Consider the following 17,507-nt stretch of genomic DNA (forward strand, 5'->3'; position numbering starts at 1 on the left):
TAAAAGCAATTTGTAAATAAAACCACACAATCAAAGGCAGGAGTCATTACTTCTGCCTTTTCTGTTTCAGGCTTGAAATTCCGCATTTCGGAAACATCATCTACGTTTAATCACTAGTGTTTTTTATTAATGATTAATGCAGGTGGTGAATCGCGATGAAATATATGAAATGGGTTCACGGATTTTTTTCTTTCATAATCATTGCTGGAAGTGCTTTTGCCAGTTTCGAACCAATCACTGTTTTTCCTCATGTGATGGAAGATGCTCCATCTGAAGGCAATCTTTTAGGTGAAGCAAAATGCTTTGAACTTCCAGCATACTCTATATCAGGTGTTGCAGGCTGCTGTTCTGGCAGTGTCGCAGGACAAGCAAGAAATATCATTGTTACAGAAAATCAATTTTTAATACTGGAATGTAGCGGTACCTTTGCAACAAAAATCCTGGAAATTATGAGAGGTGATTTCCTTGCCAGCCTTTCAATTACAGACACAGTTAGAACTATGCGGGGGAAATTTGCAAAGACTGTTTCCTGGCAAGGCCATCATGTTTCTGTAGCCAGTGTCAGAGTTGAAACTGCATCATGTTTGAAGGTTTATGTTGACGGAATCAGTACTGCTGTAGTTGTTCCCATGGGTGAGTGGAAGAGAGATTTGGATGTTGTGCATATTTCACAGCAAGAAATCCATAGATTTGGCGGTTGGTGTGAAGGGGTTAAGTTACTTGATAGCTCTACAGCATTCTCATACACCAACTTTTTAAACTCCAAGTCTCATGCGAAGAATAACCCTTCAAAGAAAAAGCAGCTTTTACAAGCGCTTGAATTGGCAAATGAGTTTAATGGATATCTTTCATATACTGCTGCGACGAGTCACGACCAGGCTTTGGTGAATGATCCTGTAGAAACAGCATGCCCGGTTTCAGGTCATGTGAGGTTGTATATATATACACAGGGTATAGCCTTACATCCCTATGAAATAGTTATCGAAAATTTATCAAAAAATCCCGAAGCTTGCTTGAGAGAAATATCAAACATATTTCTTGCAAGGATGAAGAAACCAGAAAAAGAGAAGGATAAAAGTGCAGGTGCCAGCACTACAGAAATTAAACAGGGGCTAGCTGCAAAATTTGGTATGCAACAGCTTGGTTTGGAGGCTAGATCTTATGGTGGTGCGACTAAAGGCAAGAAAGTTTTTATGCTGGAAGGTTCCGGGGGAGCAATAGAATCGCTCCAAGCAGGTTGGCTGGTGCCACAGAATGATGAGTCCGGGCTGGCGTGTGTTATTGTTGATATTAATCCCCCGCCAGCTTAAAACCGGGGAGTAAGCCGAAACAGCCGTTTCGGCTTTGATCTGAAGTCAGGCAGCTGCTTGTTGTGTAGCCTTAATTTCAGTCAGGATCAGCTGAGAAACTTCTTTAGCACAGCCGAAATTGTCCCAGTCCAGTTCAATCAGTGGTGTCTCCATTTCACGACAAATCTGCGGCAGGCACGCTTCGTGGAACCGGTGCAGGTCACGAATATAATCCAGCGGAGTGCCGTTTTCAGCTGCACGGCCACGGGAGATCAGGCGATCGTAGGCCACTTCCGGTGTTGTGCGCAGGTAGACAACAGAGCTGATGCGAGGATAGTCCTGCAGGCGACGCTTGATATCGTAGTAGTAATCCATGTACATGGCATTGGGCTGCTCCATGGACAGGAAGTTGGCCTGGGAGAAAATCAGGTCAGAATAAAGCGAGCGCTCAATCAGGTAATTCTTGCTGGGATCGAGCTCTTTTACCAGAGATGCACGACGCACAGTGATGTATTTCTGGAACCGGATACGACGGTTGGCATCGTGCGGATGCTGGGTGAAGTCTTCCAGCAGCTCGGTGAATTTCGGATCGTCTACAGGTTCCTGCAGATGTTCCCAACCCAGTTCTTCAGCCAGTCGGGGCAGCAGGGTGGATTTGCCTGCAGCAATGTTGGCTTCCACGGCAACAAAATGGTTGGTCTGGCTGTTAATCATAGTCAGCATGCTTCCGAAATATCTGGGTGCAAACAGGGAATCAGTCTTGCCTGCCGCGGGCAGTGATAGGGCAGGGCACTCACTGTATCGGTGAACAGACACAGCGATGATTATTAAAATTTAGGCAGGCACTATAGAGCTGGAAGGGTAAGCCTGCAATAGGTATATCAACGATTGTTTTTCCATATATAGTGCCCTTGGTGTTCCGGCGGCGCTATATATGGTGTTTCTGCGCTTTGGTAGGCACGGCTGATTATGTTGGGGCAGTTCTGAAGTTCAGTAGGTTGACCTGAATAAAACGCACAAAAAAACCGGATCAGATATCTGATCCGGTTTTTATATATGGCGGAGGGACAGGGATTCGAACCCTGGGTGGGCTATTAACCCACGCTGGTTTTCAAGACCAGTGCATTCAACCGCTCTGCCATCCCTCCGCAAGCGAGGTAGATATTACTGATTTGGGCCGTGGAGTCAACGCCTATCTACAAGCTTTGTTCAAGATGGTTACCGGGAGTGACGATAAAACAGATAGCTTCCATGGATGATCTCCATCATGTTGAACCGACTCTGTGTGCTTTGTGCTTTCGTACTACTGGCTCCGGTTACTCAGGCTTCTGACTTTCTGGGATCGCTTTACTTTGGTCAGGTTCCGGCGGGTGCCGAAGAGTTGCGCCAGCTGTATAACTGTCAGCCCGATCGGCCGGATGAAACGGCGATTACAGGTTACCGTTTATCAGATCCTTCTCTGAACGGGATATTTGAAGCTGATCCCGCAGAAGATGATGGTGAATGCCTGGTGATTACCGTGTCCTTCAGTCCGCCAAATGGGCTGCAGGACAAGTACAGGGTTTACGGTCGTGGCCTGAATGAATCAACACAACGTGTACGTGGCAGTGGTGGTCCGATTGCCGGCGCTGCCGGTACCTCACAGGACTATTTGCAGGCCATGGTTAATGGTTACTGGGTAAATCTGGCTCCTGTCAGAGGCATCGGGGTCAGTCGTGCCGAATGGGATCAGGTGATAGTTAAAGCGGGCTGGCGTTACGGTGGTAATGTCACTCTGCTTCAGCACAAGAAGGAAGAATCCAAGCCCAAACCTCTGGGTTTCGATGCTGTGACTATTCTCGATGACCGGTTTTATTCAGTTCATTTCAATGGGGAGCGCAGCCTGACAGTATTTGAGCTGGATGAGTTTGATATCCCCATACCTGTTCTTGGAACATCAGGAGAGTTGCTCAACTACGGCAAGCTCAATCGAACCCAGTGGATTGCCTCCAGTGAAGAGAGTGGTTATCTGGCGACGCTGGGATTGCTGGGTGAGACCATTATCTGGGATCCGACAGATGAAGGGCTGGATAAGGTACATGTCGACGATTGCTCGGCAAGCGAGTGTGGCGTGCTGGGTTTGTTGCACCGGCATGAGCCGGTTTTTAGTGATGATGGCGAGTGCCTGATGGCTGCTGATGGCAGCAGCATTTTTAATACCGGCAAGCAGATTCGCAGTTATAGTGTGCCGGATGATGGTGTTCCCAGAGAGCTGGGAGAGACTCTGGTTGCCAGTGATATCTGGGGTCTGAGTACCGGGCCGGATGATGCGCTGGCTTTTATTAATATGGACGACAACAGTTTGTCGGAATGTCAGGTATCAGATTATCAGTGTGGTATCCATAGCTGTACCAGCTTCAAACCCCAGGGCTTGAGTAAACCCCGGGCAGCCGCTTACAGCTCTGATGGGCTCTGGTTTGCTGCATCCGGATGTACGGCTCAGGAACCCTATTGCAGCCTGGTTAATTTATGGCCCCGTGATGGTATTCGCATTATAAACCAGCCACCTGAAACCTTTGAAGCTTCCTGGGTGGATGCCTATTCGGGCTGGAATCTGAAGTTTCACCCGGATGATGATCAGCTGGTGGTGCTGGGACTGTACCGGGTCAGTTTCTTTGAAATTGATGAAGATGGGGATCTCTTTCTACAGTGGTCTTTCGAGCATGGTGAGGGTGGTGCCTACAAACCCCGCAATGGAAACTGGATACGTAACAAGGTGCTGGTTTTCAATGAAGACGGTTCACGACTGTATATTGGATATACAGGCTCAGAAGGTGGTGTGATGATGTATGACGAGCTGATTGAAGGTGAGTCGGAGTATCTTATAGACGAGTGAAGACCGATAACTGTAGAGCTGGAAGGCCGTTGGCTTTTTTTCAGGCACAAAAAAACCGGATCAGTTATCTGATCCGGTTTTTATATATGGCGGAGGGACAGGGATTCGAACCCTGGGTGGGCTATTAACCCACGCTGGTTTTCAAGACCAGTGCATTCAACCGCTCTGCCATCCCTCCGCAAGCGAGATGAATATTAATGAAAAACCGGCTGGAGTCAACTGCGAGATGTGAAAAAGGCTATGTTTTCAACAAGATGCAAATAGTGTGAGGGATAAAAAAGAGCCCGACAGCTTTCATTCCAGCTATCAGGCTCTTAAAGGTAAGTTTCAGTCGTTCCTAGAGAATCACAGTCTGAACCACCAGATTAACTCAGACCGACAATCTGTCCTTTCTCATCGATATCAATCTTCATATAACCTGGCAGGGAACCAAAGCCAGGCATGGTCATAATGCTACCGGCCAGGATATAGACAAAGCCGGCACCGGCAGACAGTCGCACTTCCCGTACCGGGAAATCAAAGCCTTTGGGTGCACCTTTCAGTGACGGATCGTGAGAAATGGACAGTGGAGTCTTGGCCATGCAGACTGGCAGTTTGCCATAGCCGTTTGCTTCCAGTTCCGCCATCTGAGCGATTGCGGTTTCACTGAATACCGGCTTGCTGGCACCGTAGCCTTTGGTCACCATAGTGGTGATGCGCTCTTCCAGAGACTGGTTCAGCTCATACAGGTGAGTGAACTGACGTGGCTGTTCACAGGCCGCATCAACCGCATGAGCCAGTTCCATAGCGCCTTCACCACCAAAGCGGAAACCATCCATAATGGCAGCACCGTCAGCACCAAATTCAATGGCACGCTGGCGGGTCAGTTGCAGTTCTTCTTCTGTATCTTCCGGGAAACGGTTAATGGAAACCACAACTGGCAGGCCGTACTGCTTCACGTTCTGGATATGCCAGTTCAGGTTGGACAGGCCCTTTTCCAGTGCATCGACATTGGGTTCAACCATACCCTTATCCAACGGTTTGCCCGGGCTCATCACGAAATCACCGGAGTGAGATTTCAGACCGCGCAGGGAGCAAACCAGTACCACTGTATCCGGTGCTTTGCCGGAAACACGGGCTTTGATGTTGCAGTATTTTTCCAACCCCATATCGGAACCGAAACCGGCTTCTGTGACCACATAGTCACCCAGCTTGAGCGCAATCCGGTCAGCCAGAACAGAAGAGTTACCGTGAGCGATATTGGCAAACGGGCCGGCATGAATCAGACAGGCGCCGCCTTCCAGATTCTGCATCAGGGTAGGGTGGATGGCATCTTTCAGAATGGCGGTCATGGCACCCGCGACCTGCAGGTCTTCCGCAGTTACCGGCTGACCGGACTTGTCATAGGCCATGATGACCTTGCCGATCCGCTTGCGCATATCCAGCAGGCTGTCGGTCAGTGCCAGAATGGCCATCAGTTCGGAAGCAACGGCAATATCAAATGCTTCTTCGCGCGGCACACCATTCATATTTTTTTTCTGGTGAGCAGACTGCTGGCCAATGGTCATACCGCGCAGTGCTCGGTCATTGTGGTCTACTACCCGCTTCCAGCAGATACGGTCGACATCGATTTTCAGGGACTTCAGGCCTGTACGCTCTTCGAACGCTTCGTAGCCTTCACGCTCTTCGTGGAACAGGCGGCTGTCGAGGGCGGCAGCACCGAGGTTGTGGGCACTGGCAATAGCGTGAATATCACCGGTCAGGTGCAGGTTGAAGTCTTCCATCGGTACAACCTGGGCATTACCGCCGCCGGCAGCACCACCCTTGATACCAAAGACCGGACCCATGCTGGGCTGGCGAATACAGCTGATGGCTTTTTTGCCAATCATATTCAGGCCCATGGTCAGGCCAATAGTGTTTACGGTTTTGCCTTCGCCAAACGGGGTAGGGGTAATGGCGCTGATCAGCACCATTCGGCCGTCAGGTTTTTCTTCCAGACGCTCCAGCGACTCAATGCGTACTTTGGCCTTGTAGTGGCCATGGGGTTCATATTCGTGGGTTTCCAGACCCAGCCCGGAAGCAATTTCGGAAATGTTTTTCAGGGAAGCGGAGCGGGAGATCTCGATGTCTGACTTCATTCTATTTATACCAGTCCCATAGGTCTGCTTTGAAACAATCCCTGCATAACTTCCAGATAAGGTAGGTGCAGGAATTAGAAGTGTTCCTGCATGGTGCCAGAAAGAAAAAGGGGGTTTTTTGATCCAAGGCAGTTATTGGATTGGTGGGTTTTGTGTTTGTGATAAGTTTTGTGCTGTTATGTTTCTATTATACAATCATATTGTCTTGTGGTAGAGATTTAATCAAACATTGACTTTTACAAGTGAGAATCAAAAGAGAGCAACGACAGGCTGCCAAATATAATATAAGTTGTCTTTACATAATTAGCAGATCAGCAGTCCTGTCATTTTTGTAGTACATACAGCTCTTCAGGCTGCACTTGATCTGAAAAGATCCAGCCAGTTAAGCATTAATAAGCAGAAACTTGCTCTTTGTGGATCGGTACCCAGATCGGATGAAAGGATTTGAAGCAGGTATTTATGATATGCGAAGATAGCTCTGTCTTGTTCTTGAGTAATGGCTGACTGTAGTGTTTTTAATACAGGACTACCCAATTGCTGACTATTATCGAGAAGGTATTGTGCTAGAAAATAATAATCAGATTCACCTATCTTCAGATGTTCTTTAAATCCAGTATATTGTGTCGAAAGATCAGGCAGTTGACCGCTTGATGCTGTGACTGAGCTGCTCTCTTCGGAATGTGTTTTGAAGGCTCTGCATCTACATTCCAATAGTTTTTTCGCATTTTTCGGGGCTGTTTGAAGACTTTCTGCAAGTGTTGTAAAGAGTACTTCCAAGTCACCAGTACCTATTGGATCTGCCTGCATTGTTTCAGGTGCTGGTTCTTTATCTACTTGAACACTCGCGGGTGTCGCAATTTGTGGCCTCAGGAAAAATGTGAGGTACATAGCCAGGGGCTCATCATCAGACTCAGCTTCATTAGATATAACGTGTGAAACACTAAATTTTCCGAGCTTGGATATATCCTCTTCACTACAGAGGCTGTCTGGAAAACGTGCATTAAAGAGTTGTTCATAAAGGGTATTCAGCATACAGGGTCCCAATAACAGGCCACCATCTGTATATACGACATCTTTATTTATTGCCCATAGCTCCAAACAAGCCTGAAATATCTCCCCTTCCGGAGAGCCTGGCTCAAGGGGAATGTTAAAGCCCTCACTTGAGTCCTTGTAACAAAACTGGAAGGATTCTGCTCCGCTTGCAAGTTCTTTGACAAAGACGGCCTGCTCATCTTTGCACTCACTTAGTAGTGGGCTTAACAAGTCACTTTCAAGTGGTTTTTTGGCAGGGTATACCACAATATTCAGAATCTGATTGCTTTCTGTGAAAGCAACAAATACCTGTAGATCATTTTCATATTGAGAGAAGCAGAACTTAGGCAACAGCAGCAGGAGTACCAGGAAGCATCTTTTATTGATCTTGCATTTTCGCAATTTCATGTTGTTTACCTTGTTAGTGAGAAGATGAAATGCTTGACTCCAATTTGGTTTTAATAACTCTGTTGATTTTTTTTCATTATTTATGATTAGTTTTTGTCTTTCTTGTGGGGGGTAAAGGTTAGGTTACGATCAGAAATACTGCTGGTATTTGAAGTGAAAATTTAAAACAACCACACTGGTTTCAGAGTGCATCATGAAATATCTCTATTTCGACCTTGATGAAACGCTTTTCACAACACTAGACAGATATTCCAGTCTTAGCCTGCCCCAGCAGGATAGTCTTGATAACAGTGTTGATTATGAATTTTTTCCTGATCAGAAAAGTTACCCCTTGTATCGCTCAAGGCATGGGTTAATTTTTTCCCACCTGGCATTATCTCCAGACGACTTCCGGGTTTATGTGCTGACCAGTGCAGTGTATGTCGATGCCAGAATTCGCAAGGGCCTGGCCAAATTCTTTGGTAACCGTGATTTCTTCTGGAATGTGCCCTGTATCAACCGGTTTCACTATCCCAATGCCCAGAACAAGGGAGAGAAAATCCTGTTGCATATGCGTGGTCTTGAGCAGGCTAATGACCAGGGCGGTTTATCCGGGCTGGAGGTCTGGCTGATTGATGATCAGCCCGGTAACAGGCTTTCGGCTATAGCAGTTGGAGCCAAAGCGATTGCCTCAGACGCGGCTGACTACATTACAAAGCTGGAGCAGTTGGTGCTCGGTGGACCTGTAGAGTTGCCTGCCAAGCCTTGAGGCATCGGCTGTTATCGTGTTAAACAACAGCAGAACAAAATGATAATTAATGCGGTGCCTGTCCCTCCATGATGAAATCAGCAAAGAACTATATTCTGCCGACCCGTTCACTCAAGATGGGGGTGCGGGAGTGGGGCGATCCTGATGGCACTCCTGTCGTAGCATTGCATGGGTGGCTGGATAATGCGGCAACGTTTGACCGGGTTGCACCGGGGCTGGAAGGTATTCGTCTGATCTCCATCGATCATGCCGGCCATGCCCTGAGTGAACAGCGGCCTGCCGGTAGCCATTATCAGGTGTGGGAATACACCCTTGATATGGTCGATATTCTGGATGCACTGGAACTGGAAAAAGCGACCTTAATGGGACACTCACTGGGGGCTATTGTACTGACCCAGTTTGCAGCAACATTCCCCGAACGGGTAGAGCGCCTGGGGTTAATTGAAGGACTGGTACCCATGACATCTGTGCCGGAGGCGGCGCCGGATAATCTGGCGCAATATGCCAAAGTCCGTCATCGGGTGCAGCAGGCAAAGCCTACCATCTATTCCTCTCGTGACAAGGCGATCGAAGCGCGGATGAATGGTTTTGTGAAGCTCGGACGCGAGGCGGCAACAATTCTGGCTGAACGCGGTGTTTTCAAGGCAGACAACGGCTTTTACTGGCATAATGACTCCAGGCTGAAATTGCCGACCGCAGTGCGGATGGATCAGGCGACAGGATTCGCATTTGTACAGAAGCTGGCGGTTCCGACTTTACTGGTACTCGGGGAAGACAGTGGCTATCAGAAGTCCCGAATGTTTCCAAAGCAGCTGCCTGACTGTCTGCAACTGAAATTACTACCGGGTGGCCATCACCTGCATCTCGAACAGAGCAGCGATGCCGTGGCTGAGGTGATGAACCGCTTTCTGAAGGGGGAAAGTGTGTGATTCGACAAGTCCGAAATTTGTTGGCTGGATGTTTGCTGGTTACGACCGGGCTTTCCGGTCTGGTTATGGCTGCAGCGCCCGTCATTCAGGATTATCCCAACGCCGAACAAAAGAGCCTGAGCAGTCAGGAAAAACACAATTATCCGGTGATCACCAGTCCGCTGAAAAAAGTGAATGGTCGTATTATGGCGGACCAGGAAGTGTGGCAGGACGGTCATCTTGACCGTCGCTGGTTACAGATTCCGGCCGGTCATGACAGCTTTGCGGCGTTTGAATTCTATGAGCGGCAATTATACAAGCAGGATATTAAAGTCCTGTTCCAGTGTGATCGCTATACCTGTGGCGAAAGCACCTACTGGGCCAACCATGTGTTTGGTATTGCGGCACTGGGTGGTTATGACCGCAGTCAGTCGTTGCTGGTGGCTGAGTCCGGGGTCGGGGCACATCGTCGGGTGTATGTTTTGTATGCGGTGCAGCGCGGTAATCGCCGGGTTCAGGTGTTGCTGGATCAGTTTCAGCCGCAGGTAACCTCGCCTGGTCAGGGAAGTGAGAACGGGCTTTCTACTGACTATGTGCTGGCCATGATCGACAGTAATGGTTTTTATGACATATCCGGCTGGCCGGAAATGAAGCTGGACTTCAAAAACAGTACCGGCTTCCGCTTGCTGGTGGATGTACTGAAACGTCGTTCGCACCAGACATGGTTGCTGGCTGTTCAGCCGTCGTCTGCTTTTACCGCCAGACAGGACCTTCAGCAGCAGCTGAAACAGGGACAGGTTTGGGGTAAGGCGATTCTCGATGAGCTGAAGCAAAAGGATATTGTGATCGACAAGTTGCAGCTGTTGCAAACCGGGCCGGTCCTTACTGTTGAGAAAGGTAATGACACGCCGGTTATTCGTTTGATTTCGCTGGATGCTGACTGATTGTCTTTAGGCGGAGTATCAGGCAGGCCATATTCTATGGCCTGCCATTTATCGCTTCGTTAAGCGGTGACCGTAAGCGGGATGTTTTCCAGTATCTTGATTGCCTCTTCGAGCAGGGCATCCTTTTCTTCCCAACTCATTGATCCGTTGCAGCTGGCTGCTTTTCTATACAGGATATTCATCTTTCTTGATGGATAGTTGGCGGGAATAAACTGGAAGTGAGCTTCCTGGAAGCAGGTTGTTGTTTCACTGAGGTACATACCACCATGTGCCCACAGATCGCGCTGACGTTCATCAATGGTTTCTGCATAGGCACAAGCCTCAAACTCAACCCCTTTGATTTCGCGACTGATTCCCGGGCACTGGGGAACAGAGCCGGCTAATGGCCGCCATTCGATGTCATGCCTGGGGGTTTTCATATCTGCAAAATAGATAACACTGCTGACTTCGTTGTTATGATTTGTTCTCAGCCAGGCATTTTCGGATGTTGACAGTGTCATCGTGGTTGAGTCATTGTCGGTTCGTGACTGAAAACTTTCTTTATACGCTTCAAGCATTTCAAAATCGGCAGGCAGATAAAAATCAATTGCTGGCGATGCCGTTGATCCATAGTAATGATCAGACACATTGATCTGCTTTTGGCGGCACAGCCGGTCAAGGCTGTAACCACCATGGCGAGCGTCAACAACTTCTTCATGAAGACAATACCCTGTGTGTTACTTCGTTATTGTTTGTAAATAGCGGCTGGATTGTACGACGTTTATCAGGGTATTCACACGTTCATAGTCACTAACTTTATTTGCGAAATACTGTCACAGGAACCGGAACTACTTGAACCTGTATGGTTTGAACAATGTTATGAGGAATCATGACAATCAATGTTGTGATTTTTTCCAGCTCGGTACCCAGCTCTGCTCCCTTGAGTTGTTGTTTTAACTTGGACTGAACTTCTTCCCGGTTGACACTGGAGGAGTGAGCTAAATGGCATGTTTTAATCGCACACGATAGATGCTGCATGCAGGTTTTGGCCTGTTGGTATTCCTCTGAATCACTCTCCAGCAACCCTGATGTGCGAAGCCCCAGCAGCAGGTGCAGCGAAAGCAAGTCTTGGTTCTTGCTATATTCGGCCGTTAACTTGTTAAGCAAATTGAGCATTTCAGGCTTGAGAGGGTAATCCATCGCTCTCGTTTTAATAAAATCCATCGCTTCTGTCGAAAGGCCAGGTATTTCGACGAACAGCGCTGCTCCAAATGTGTCTACCAGTTGTTTTAAATCCTTTAGATCATCTGCATAAGCTGGAGCTGGCAGGAAGGCCATGATTATCCAGAAGATAAGAAAACGCATGGTCATGCCAGCCCCCGGATGTAAATGGAGTCAGCTAAAGGTAGTAGAGATCAGAGCCGAATGTTCGGCGTCAGCTTGCGGATTTAATGTACCAGCGAAACATGATCCTTCTTCAGCCACTCCGCCCGCTGCCAGATCAGGGCAAACATCACCGAGCTCAGCCCGCGCTGGATCGCCTGAACGACACAGATAGCAATCAGGCCATAGCCCAGAACATTTACCACCCACCAGGAAAGTGGCAACAGAACCAGCCACTGGCTGCCAAACCGGATCATCATCACGGTACGACTGGCACCGGCTCCAAGCAGCGCCTGGGTCAGTACGATACCGGTTGCCTCGGCGATAATACCCAGACCGGTGATCTGTAGCGGCACAATGCCGGCATCTATCATATGCAGATCCGAGGTAAACAGACCGATGATCTGTTCCGGGATAAGCCACAGCGGCAGACTGAGTACAACCAGCCCCAGTGTCGCCACCAGAGCCACTTCCCGTCCCCAGCGACAGGCTTTTGCCGGATCTCCGGCACCGATGGCGTGGCTGACCAGAGTGGTTGAAGCCATGCCCAGACCAATGGCCGGAAGAATCAGCAATAGTGAAACGTTGATCAGAATATGACCCAGCGCCATGGCTGTGGCACCGGCCCGGGCAAGAATGGCAAACAGCAGCAGCAAGCTGAGGGAAAACATGAATTGTTGAATTGAATCCGGAATCGCCAGCTTCAGCAGCTGAAAGTGTACTCTGCGACCGGGCCAGTCTTTCAGAAAGCCGGCATCACGGGCATCCCGCCACATAAACAATCCATTAACCAGTGCACCGGTATACATGGCAACCAATGTACCGAGAGCCGCGCCTTCCACCCCCATTGCCGGTAATCCCAGCTTGCCATAAATCAGCAGATAGCTGAGCAGGGCATTGAGAAGGTGTACCAGCAGTAAAATCCGGACAAAGCGCAGGGGATGGTTGGAACCATTCCAGAATCCCCTGAACGACAGGTTCATAGCGGCCGCGGGCAGGGATAGCAGCCGGATATCAAAGTAATCGCTGGCATGGCTGGCAATGGCGGGGTCGGGAGATAAAAAGCCGAGTATCCATGGCGCCAGTAGCAAGCCAATGACAACCAGCGGCAGTCCCAGCCAGAGTGAAAGTGACAGACCCGTATTAACCGGAAGCGCTGACTCAGTGTCTCTGCGACTACCTCTTAACCGTGCCACCTGGGCCTGTATTGCGGCGGAGAGGCCGGACATCAGCGATATCATAAGCAGAATGGCATAGCTGCCGGCACTGACTGCGGCCAGGGCTGCCTCACCCAGATGGCCAACCAGTGCGGTATCAACCAGATTCATCAGGCTCTGGGAAAGCATTCCGGCAATAATCGGCAGGCCAAGGGTGAGAATGGTGTAAATCCGTTGCCTCAAAGTAGTCTCGTCGTTCTCATATACGGGTCGGGGCGCATTCTAACAGATGCGGCCTGTGGGTTAAGGTAAAAGCATCCTAATAGTCATACCCTATACTCAACAATAAGGATATGACTCAGCATACAGGAACGTAAGCCATGCCAGGGAATCAGGTTAGTCGCTACTCAGGGCCGCCCAAACCAGTGATTGATGAGCTGAAAACTCAGGGGGGAAAGCCAAAAAAACATAAACCCCGGAAGGAAGGCTCTTGGCTGGGACGAAGAATTAAAATGGCGAGAAAGAATGCTGATAGCGGTTATTTGGGGGGAACTTCCCGAGGTTTTAAATGGGTTATGTTCGGCAGCTCCAGATATCAGCCCGGTTTTAATATGGACACCATGAAAAAACTGGGTGCTAGAGCACCGCTTTTTGTACCTGCTTTGGGCGTGGGTTTAATTCGTGGGATTGCAGAGGGGACTTTTGGCGTCCTGAAGGGGTTGGCTACAGCCCAGCCACACAGGCCTGAATGGCAGGGCCGGGATTATTAACCAGGGCTCATAATTGATGAATTGATGCATTACTGTTTATTTATACAGTTCAAAAGCCGCCATCTGCTGATGGCGGCTTTTTGTTATCAGTCTTTAACTTAGTCGAGCTGACTACTTAACCATTTTTCTGCGGCTTCCAGCGACATTCCCTTCCGGTCTGCATAACTTTCAAGCTGATCCCTACCGATTTTGCCTACCCCGAAGTACTGTGCCTGCGGATGAGAGAAATACCAGCCACTGATACTGGCTGCCGGGAACATGGCATAACTTTCTGTCAGGGTAACTCCGGTCAGGTTTTCCGCATCCAGCAGGTTGAACAGGGTTTCCTTTTCGGTATGTTCCGGACAGGCCGGGTAGCCTGGGGCGGGACGAATACCACGGTATTTTTCCTTGATCAGGGACTGGGTATCCAGAGTTTCATCCGGTGCGTAGCCCCACCATTGCTTGCGAACCTGCTCATGCAGGTATTCGGCAGAGGCCTCCACTAACCGGTCTGCAACCGCCTTGACCATGATGCTGTTGTACAGGTCATGCTCAGCCTCATAGGCTTTTGCCAGTTCATCAGCACCGCTGATAGTCACCACAAAGCCGCCCAGATGATCCTTCAGTCCGGTACCCTGTGGTGCAACAAAGTCTGATAATGACAGGTGGGGTTTACCATCCGGTTTTACTGTTTGCTGACGCAGGTTATGAATCCGGGCCAGGGGTTGGTTATCACCAGTGGTAAGCTGGATATCATCATGATCAACCTGAGCTGCTGGCCAGAAACCAACAACCGCGTGAGCTTTTAGCTTCTGTTCCCGAATCAGTTGCTCCATCATTTCCTGAGCGCCCTCGAAGACCTTGGTGGCTTCTTCGCCAACAACCTCATCAGTCAGTACCTGCGGATAACGACCGTGGAGGTCCCAGACCTTGAAGAACGGGGTCCAGTCAATGTAATCCTGCAGTGCTTCCAGTGGCACACTGACTTTACGGTGACCGGTAAACTCCGGTACCGGCGGCTGGTAATTATCCCAGTCCAGTTTCAGGGCATTGGCTTTGGCTTCGGCATAAGGCAGCTGCTGCTTGTTGGGACGTTTGCGAGAATACCGCTCCCGAACCTTGATATATTCAGCTCGAATATCGCTGACCAGACCAGGTTTGGTTTCAGGGTTCAGCAGTTTGGCAATAACCGGAACGGTACGGGAAGCATCGGCCACATAAACGGCAATATCGCGCTGATATTGGGGTTCGATCTTGACCGCGGTATGAGCCTTGGAGGTGGTGGCTCCACCGATAAACAGGGGAATATCAAAGCCCTGACGCTCCATTTCACTGGCGACATGCACCATCTCATCCAGCGAAGGGGTAATCAGACCGGACAGTCCGATACAGTCAACCTGCTCTTCCCGGGCCACCTGAAGGATCTTTTCACAGGGCACCATCACGCCCAGATCTATCACTTCATAGTTATTACAACCCAGTACCACACCGACAATATTTTTGCCGATATCGTGCACATCACCTTTTACCGTGGCCATCAAAATTTTGCCGCGGCTGCGGGCTCCACCAGAATTTTCAGCCTCAATGAATGGCACCAGGTGAGCAACGGCCTGCTTCATTACCCGGGCGCTTTTTACTACCTGGGGCAGAAACATTTTGCCGTCGCCAAACAGGTCGCCGACCACGTCCATGCCGCTCATCAGCGGCCCTTCGATCACTTCAATCGGCCGATCAGCCTGCTGCCGGGCTTCTTCAGTATCTTCAATAATGTAGGTGGTAATACCCTTTACCAGTGAATGTTGAAGTCGTTTCTTAACATCCCATTCACGCCAGCCCAGATCTTCAGTCTGCTTGGCTCCGGAGCCGTCACCACGATATTTTTCAGCGACTTCCAGCAGCGCTTCGGTACCCTCCGGAGTGCGGTTCAGGATGACATCTTCAACCCGGTCACGCAGCTCCTGCGGAATATCTTCGTAGATCGCAAGCTGCCCGGCATTGACGATACCCATATCCATTCCGGCCTGAACCGCGTGATACAGGAATACCGAGTGAATGGCTTCCCGCACTGGGTTATTGCCCCGGAATGAGAAGGAAACGTTACTGACACCACCGGAAATCATCGCGTGTGGCAGGTTCTGCTTGATCCAGCGGGTACCTTCAATAAAGTCGACGGCGTAATTATTATGCTCTTCAATCCCGGTAGCGACGGCGAAAATATTGGGGTCGAAGATAATATCCTGAGGCGGGAAGCCCACTTCATTGACCAGAATATCGTAGGAACGCTGGCAGATGGTTTTACGCCGCTCAAGGTTATCAGCCTGACCTTCTTCATCGAACGCCATGACGACGATAGCTGCGCCATAACGCATGCAGAGTCGAGCCTGTTCCCGGAACTGGTCTTCACCCTCTTTCATGCTGATGGAGTTAACGACGCCTTTACCCTGAATGCATTTCAACCCGGCTTCAATGACATGCCATTTGGATGAGTCGATCATGATCGGCACCCGGGAGATATCCGGCTCGGTGGCAACCAGATTGAGGAAGGTGGTCATCGCCTCGATGGCATCCAGCATCCCTTCATCCATATTGATATCGATGATCTGGGCACCGTTTTCAACCTGGGTACGGGCGACATCCAGTGCAGTCTCGTAATCGCCTTCCTTGATCAGCCGCTTGAAGCGGGCTGAGCCGGTTACATTACAGCGCTCTCCGACATTGACGAACAGGCTTTCGGGCTTGATAGCAAAAGGTTCAAGTCCACTCAGATTACAGGCGACGGGCAAATCAGGAATGTTCCGGGTGGCAACCGGTGCAACCCGTTCAGCTATAGCTTGAATATGCTCAGGCGTGGTACCACAGCAGCCGCCAATAATGTTAACCAGTCCCGAATCGGCAAACTCACCGACAATGGCTGCCATTTCTTCCGGTGTCTCGTCATACTCACCGAAAGCGTTGGGCAGGCCCGCATTCGGGTGGGCACTGACATAGCTGGTGGAGCACTCAGACAGTTCAACTACATGCTGGCGTAATTCTTTTGCACCCAGAGCACAGTTGAGGCCGACACTGATCGGTTTGGCATGGGCAACCGAGTTATAAAAAGCTTCGGTTGTCTGACCGGAGAGAGTACGGCCGGAAGCATCAGTAATGGTGCCGGAGATCATAATTGGCAGCTCAAAACCCAGCTCTTCAAATACGGACTGAACTGCAAAAATGGCAGCTTTGGCATTGAGCGTATCGAAGATGGTTTCGATCAGAATAATATCCGAGCCACCTTCAATAAGGGCTCGGGTCGCTTCACGATAGCTTTCGTCCAGCTGGTCAAAGCTGATGTTGCGGAACCCCGGATTGTTTACATCCGGAGAGATGGATGCTGTACGGTTGGTTGGTCCAAGCACTCCGGCAACATAACGGGGGCGGTCGGGGGTTTTGGCGGTGATCTCATCTGCAGCCTGACGTGCCAGTCGGGCACTTTCCCGGTTTATCTCTGGAACCAGGCTCTCCATGGCGTAATCAGCCATGGCAATGGTGGTGCTGTTAAAGGTATTGGTTTCAATAATATCCGCCCCGGCTTCCAGATAGGCGGTATGAATACCCTTGATGATTTCCGGTTGGGTCAGCGACAGCAGATCGTTATTGCCTTTGACATCCTGCTGCCAGTCAGCAAAACGTTCTCCCCGGTAAGCCATTTCATCCAGTTTATGTTGCTGGATCATGGTGCCCATAGCGCCGTCGAGAATCAGAATTCGTTGCTCAAGGGCCTGTTTTAACTGGGTAATACGCTGTTCCCGGGACATCCGCTATGATCCGTTTTCTTATTTGATGTCAGCGCATAGTATCAGAATTACGGCGGGTGATAAGTGCTGATGGAAAGAAGCAGAGAGCATTCGGTTATTGAATCCTGCCGAATGCTCTCTG

General features: G+C 49.6%; 13 protein-coding genes and 2 tRNA genes. 6 read left to right on the forward strand and 9 right to left on the reverse strand.

Features of this window, described 5'->3' with window-relative positions; all coding sequences use genetic code 11:
• The first annotated feature begins 155 nt into the window (after window positions 1-155).
• Window positions 156-1,310 (forward strand): hypothetical protein, encoded by a 1,155-nt coding sequence (locus tag ACYZZ0_RS01400; RefSeq protein ID WP_461534781.1) that lies wholly within the window; start codon window positions 156-158, stop codon window positions 1,308-1,310.
• 45 nt (window positions 1,311-1,355) lie between these two features.
• Here the strand turns inward: ACYZZ0_RS01400 and ACYZZ0_RS01405 are convergent, their stop codons facing one another.
• Both ACYZZ0_RS01405 and ACYZZ0_RS01410 read right to left on the reverse strand, forming a co-directional pair.
• Window positions 1,356-2,012: a deoxynucleoside kinase gene (locus ACYZZ0_RS01405; protein WP_461534782.1), complete on the reverse strand. Its 657-nt coding sequence runs from the start codon at window positions 2,010-2,012 to the stop codon at window positions 1,356-1,358.
• A 334-nt stretch (window positions 2,013-2,346) separates the two neighbouring features.
• Window positions 2,347-2,437, reverse strand: a tRNA-Ser gene (locus ACYZZ0_RS01410).
• A gap of 119 nt (window positions 2,438-2,556) precedes the next feature.
• Between ACYZZ0_RS01410 and ACYZZ0_RS01415 the strand changes: the two genes are divergently transcribed.
• Window positions 2,557-4,164 (forward strand): hypothetical protein, encoded by a 1,608-nt coding sequence (locus ACYZZ0_RS01415; RefSeq protein ID WP_461534783.1) that lies wholly within the window; start codon window positions 2,557-2,559, stop codon window positions 4,162-4,164.
• An 87-nt stretch (window positions 4,165-4,251) separates the two neighbouring features.
• On the opposite strand, the gene ACYZZ0_RS01420 is transcribed toward ACYZZ0_RS01415, so the two are convergent.
• The 3 genes from ACYZZ0_RS01420 to ACYZZ0_RS01430 all read right to left on the reverse strand — a co-directional run bounded on the left by ACYZZ0_RS01420 (window position 4,252) and on the right by ACYZZ0_RS01430 (window position 7,721).
• Window positions 4,252-4,342, reverse strand: a tRNA-Ser gene (locus ACYZZ0_RS01420).
• Between the two features lie 187 nt (window positions 4,343-4,529).
• On the reverse strand, window positions 4,530-6,281 hold the full coding sequence (locus ACYZZ0_RS01425) for a formate--tetrahydrofolate ligase (protein WP_461534784.1): 1,752 nt from the start codon (window positions 6,279-6,281) through the stop codon (window positions 4,530-4,532).
• Window positions 6,282-6,629: 348 nt separating this feature from the next.
• Window positions 6,630-7,721 (reverse strand): hypothetical protein, encoded by a 1,092-nt coding sequence (locus ACYZZ0_RS01430; protein ID WP_461534785.1) that lies wholly within the window; start codon window positions 7,719-7,721, stop codon window positions 6,630-6,632.
• Between the two features lie 193 nt (window positions 7,722-7,914).
• Between ACYZZ0_RS01430 and ACYZZ0_RS01435 the strand changes: the two genes are divergently transcribed.
• The 3 genes from ACYZZ0_RS01435 to ACYZZ0_RS01445 all read left to right on the forward strand — a co-directional run bounded on the left by ACYZZ0_RS01435 (window position 7,915) and on the right by ACYZZ0_RS01445 (window position 10,321).
• Window positions 7,915-8,469 (forward strand): hypothetical protein, encoded by a 555-nt coding sequence (locus ACYZZ0_RS01435; protein ID WP_461534786.1) that lies wholly within the window; start codon window positions 7,915-7,917, stop codon window positions 8,467-8,469.
• A gap of 68 nt (window positions 8,470-8,537) precedes the next feature.
• Complete coding sequence (locus tag ACYZZ0_RS01440) at window positions 8,538-9,398, forward strand: alpha/beta fold hydrolase (RefSeq protein WP_461534787.1); 861 nt, start codon at window positions 8,538-8,540, stop codon at window positions 9,396-9,398.
• Complete coding sequence (locus tag ACYZZ0_RS01445) at window positions 9,395-10,321, forward strand: DUF4892 domain-containing protein (protein WP_461534788.1); 927 nt, start codon at window positions 9,395-9,397, stop codon at window positions 10,319-10,321. Before ACYZZ0_RS01440 ends, ACYZZ0_RS01445 begins: the two co-directional genes overlap by 4 nt.
• Before the next feature lie 59 nt (window positions 10,322-10,380).
• On the opposite strand, the gene ACYZZ0_RS01450 is transcribed toward ACYZZ0_RS01445, so the two are convergent.
• The 3 genes from ACYZZ0_RS01450 to ACYZZ0_RS01460 form a co-directional block, all read right to left on the reverse strand.
• The gene (locus ACYZZ0_RS01450; RefSeq protein ID WP_461534789.1) at window positions 10,381-10,947 is read right to left on the reverse strand and encodes a hypothetical protein; all 567 of its coding nucleotides are present in this window, start codon (window positions 10,945-10,947) and stop codon (window positions 10,381-10,383) included.
• Window positions 10,948-11,116: 169 nt separating this feature from the next.
• Window positions 11,117-11,671, reverse strand: a complete 555-nt coding sequence (locus ACYZZ0_RS01455; RefSeq protein ID WP_461534790.1) for a hypothetical protein — start codon at window positions 11,669-11,671, stop codon at window positions 11,117-11,119.
• Window positions 11,672-11,748: 77 nt separating this feature from the next.
• The gene (locus ACYZZ0_RS01460; RefSeq protein ID WP_461534791.1) at window positions 11,749-13,083 is read right to left on the reverse strand and encodes an MATE family efflux transporter; all 1,335 of its coding nucleotides are present in this window, start codon (window positions 13,081-13,083) and stop codon (window positions 11,749-11,751) included.
• 137 nt (window positions 13,084-13,220) lie between these two features.
• Between ACYZZ0_RS01460 and ACYZZ0_RS01465 the strand changes: the two genes are divergently transcribed.
• A complete protein-coding gene (locus tag ACYZZ0_RS01465; protein WP_461534792.1) occupies window positions 13,221-13,610 on the forward strand; it encodes a hypothetical protein in 390 nt (129 codons plus the stop codon).
• A gap of 98 nt (window positions 13,611-13,708) precedes the next feature.
• Here ACYZZ0_RS01465 and metH read toward each other — a convergent pair whose 3' ends face one another.
• Window positions 13,709-17,386 carry a methionine synthase gene (gene metH / locus ACYZZ0_RS01470; protein ID WP_461534793.1) on the reverse strand — a complete coding sequence of 1,226 codons (3,678 nt, stop codon included), beginning with the start codon at window positions 17,384-17,386 and terminating at the stop codon, window positions 13,709-13,711.
• Window positions 17,387-17,507: the final 121 nt, after the last annotated feature.

It is taken from the genome of Spongorhabdus nitratireducens (assembly GCA_947387575.1).
GTDB lineage: Bacteria > Pseudomonadota > Gammaproteobacteria > Pseudomonadales > Endozoicomonadaceae > CANDOC01.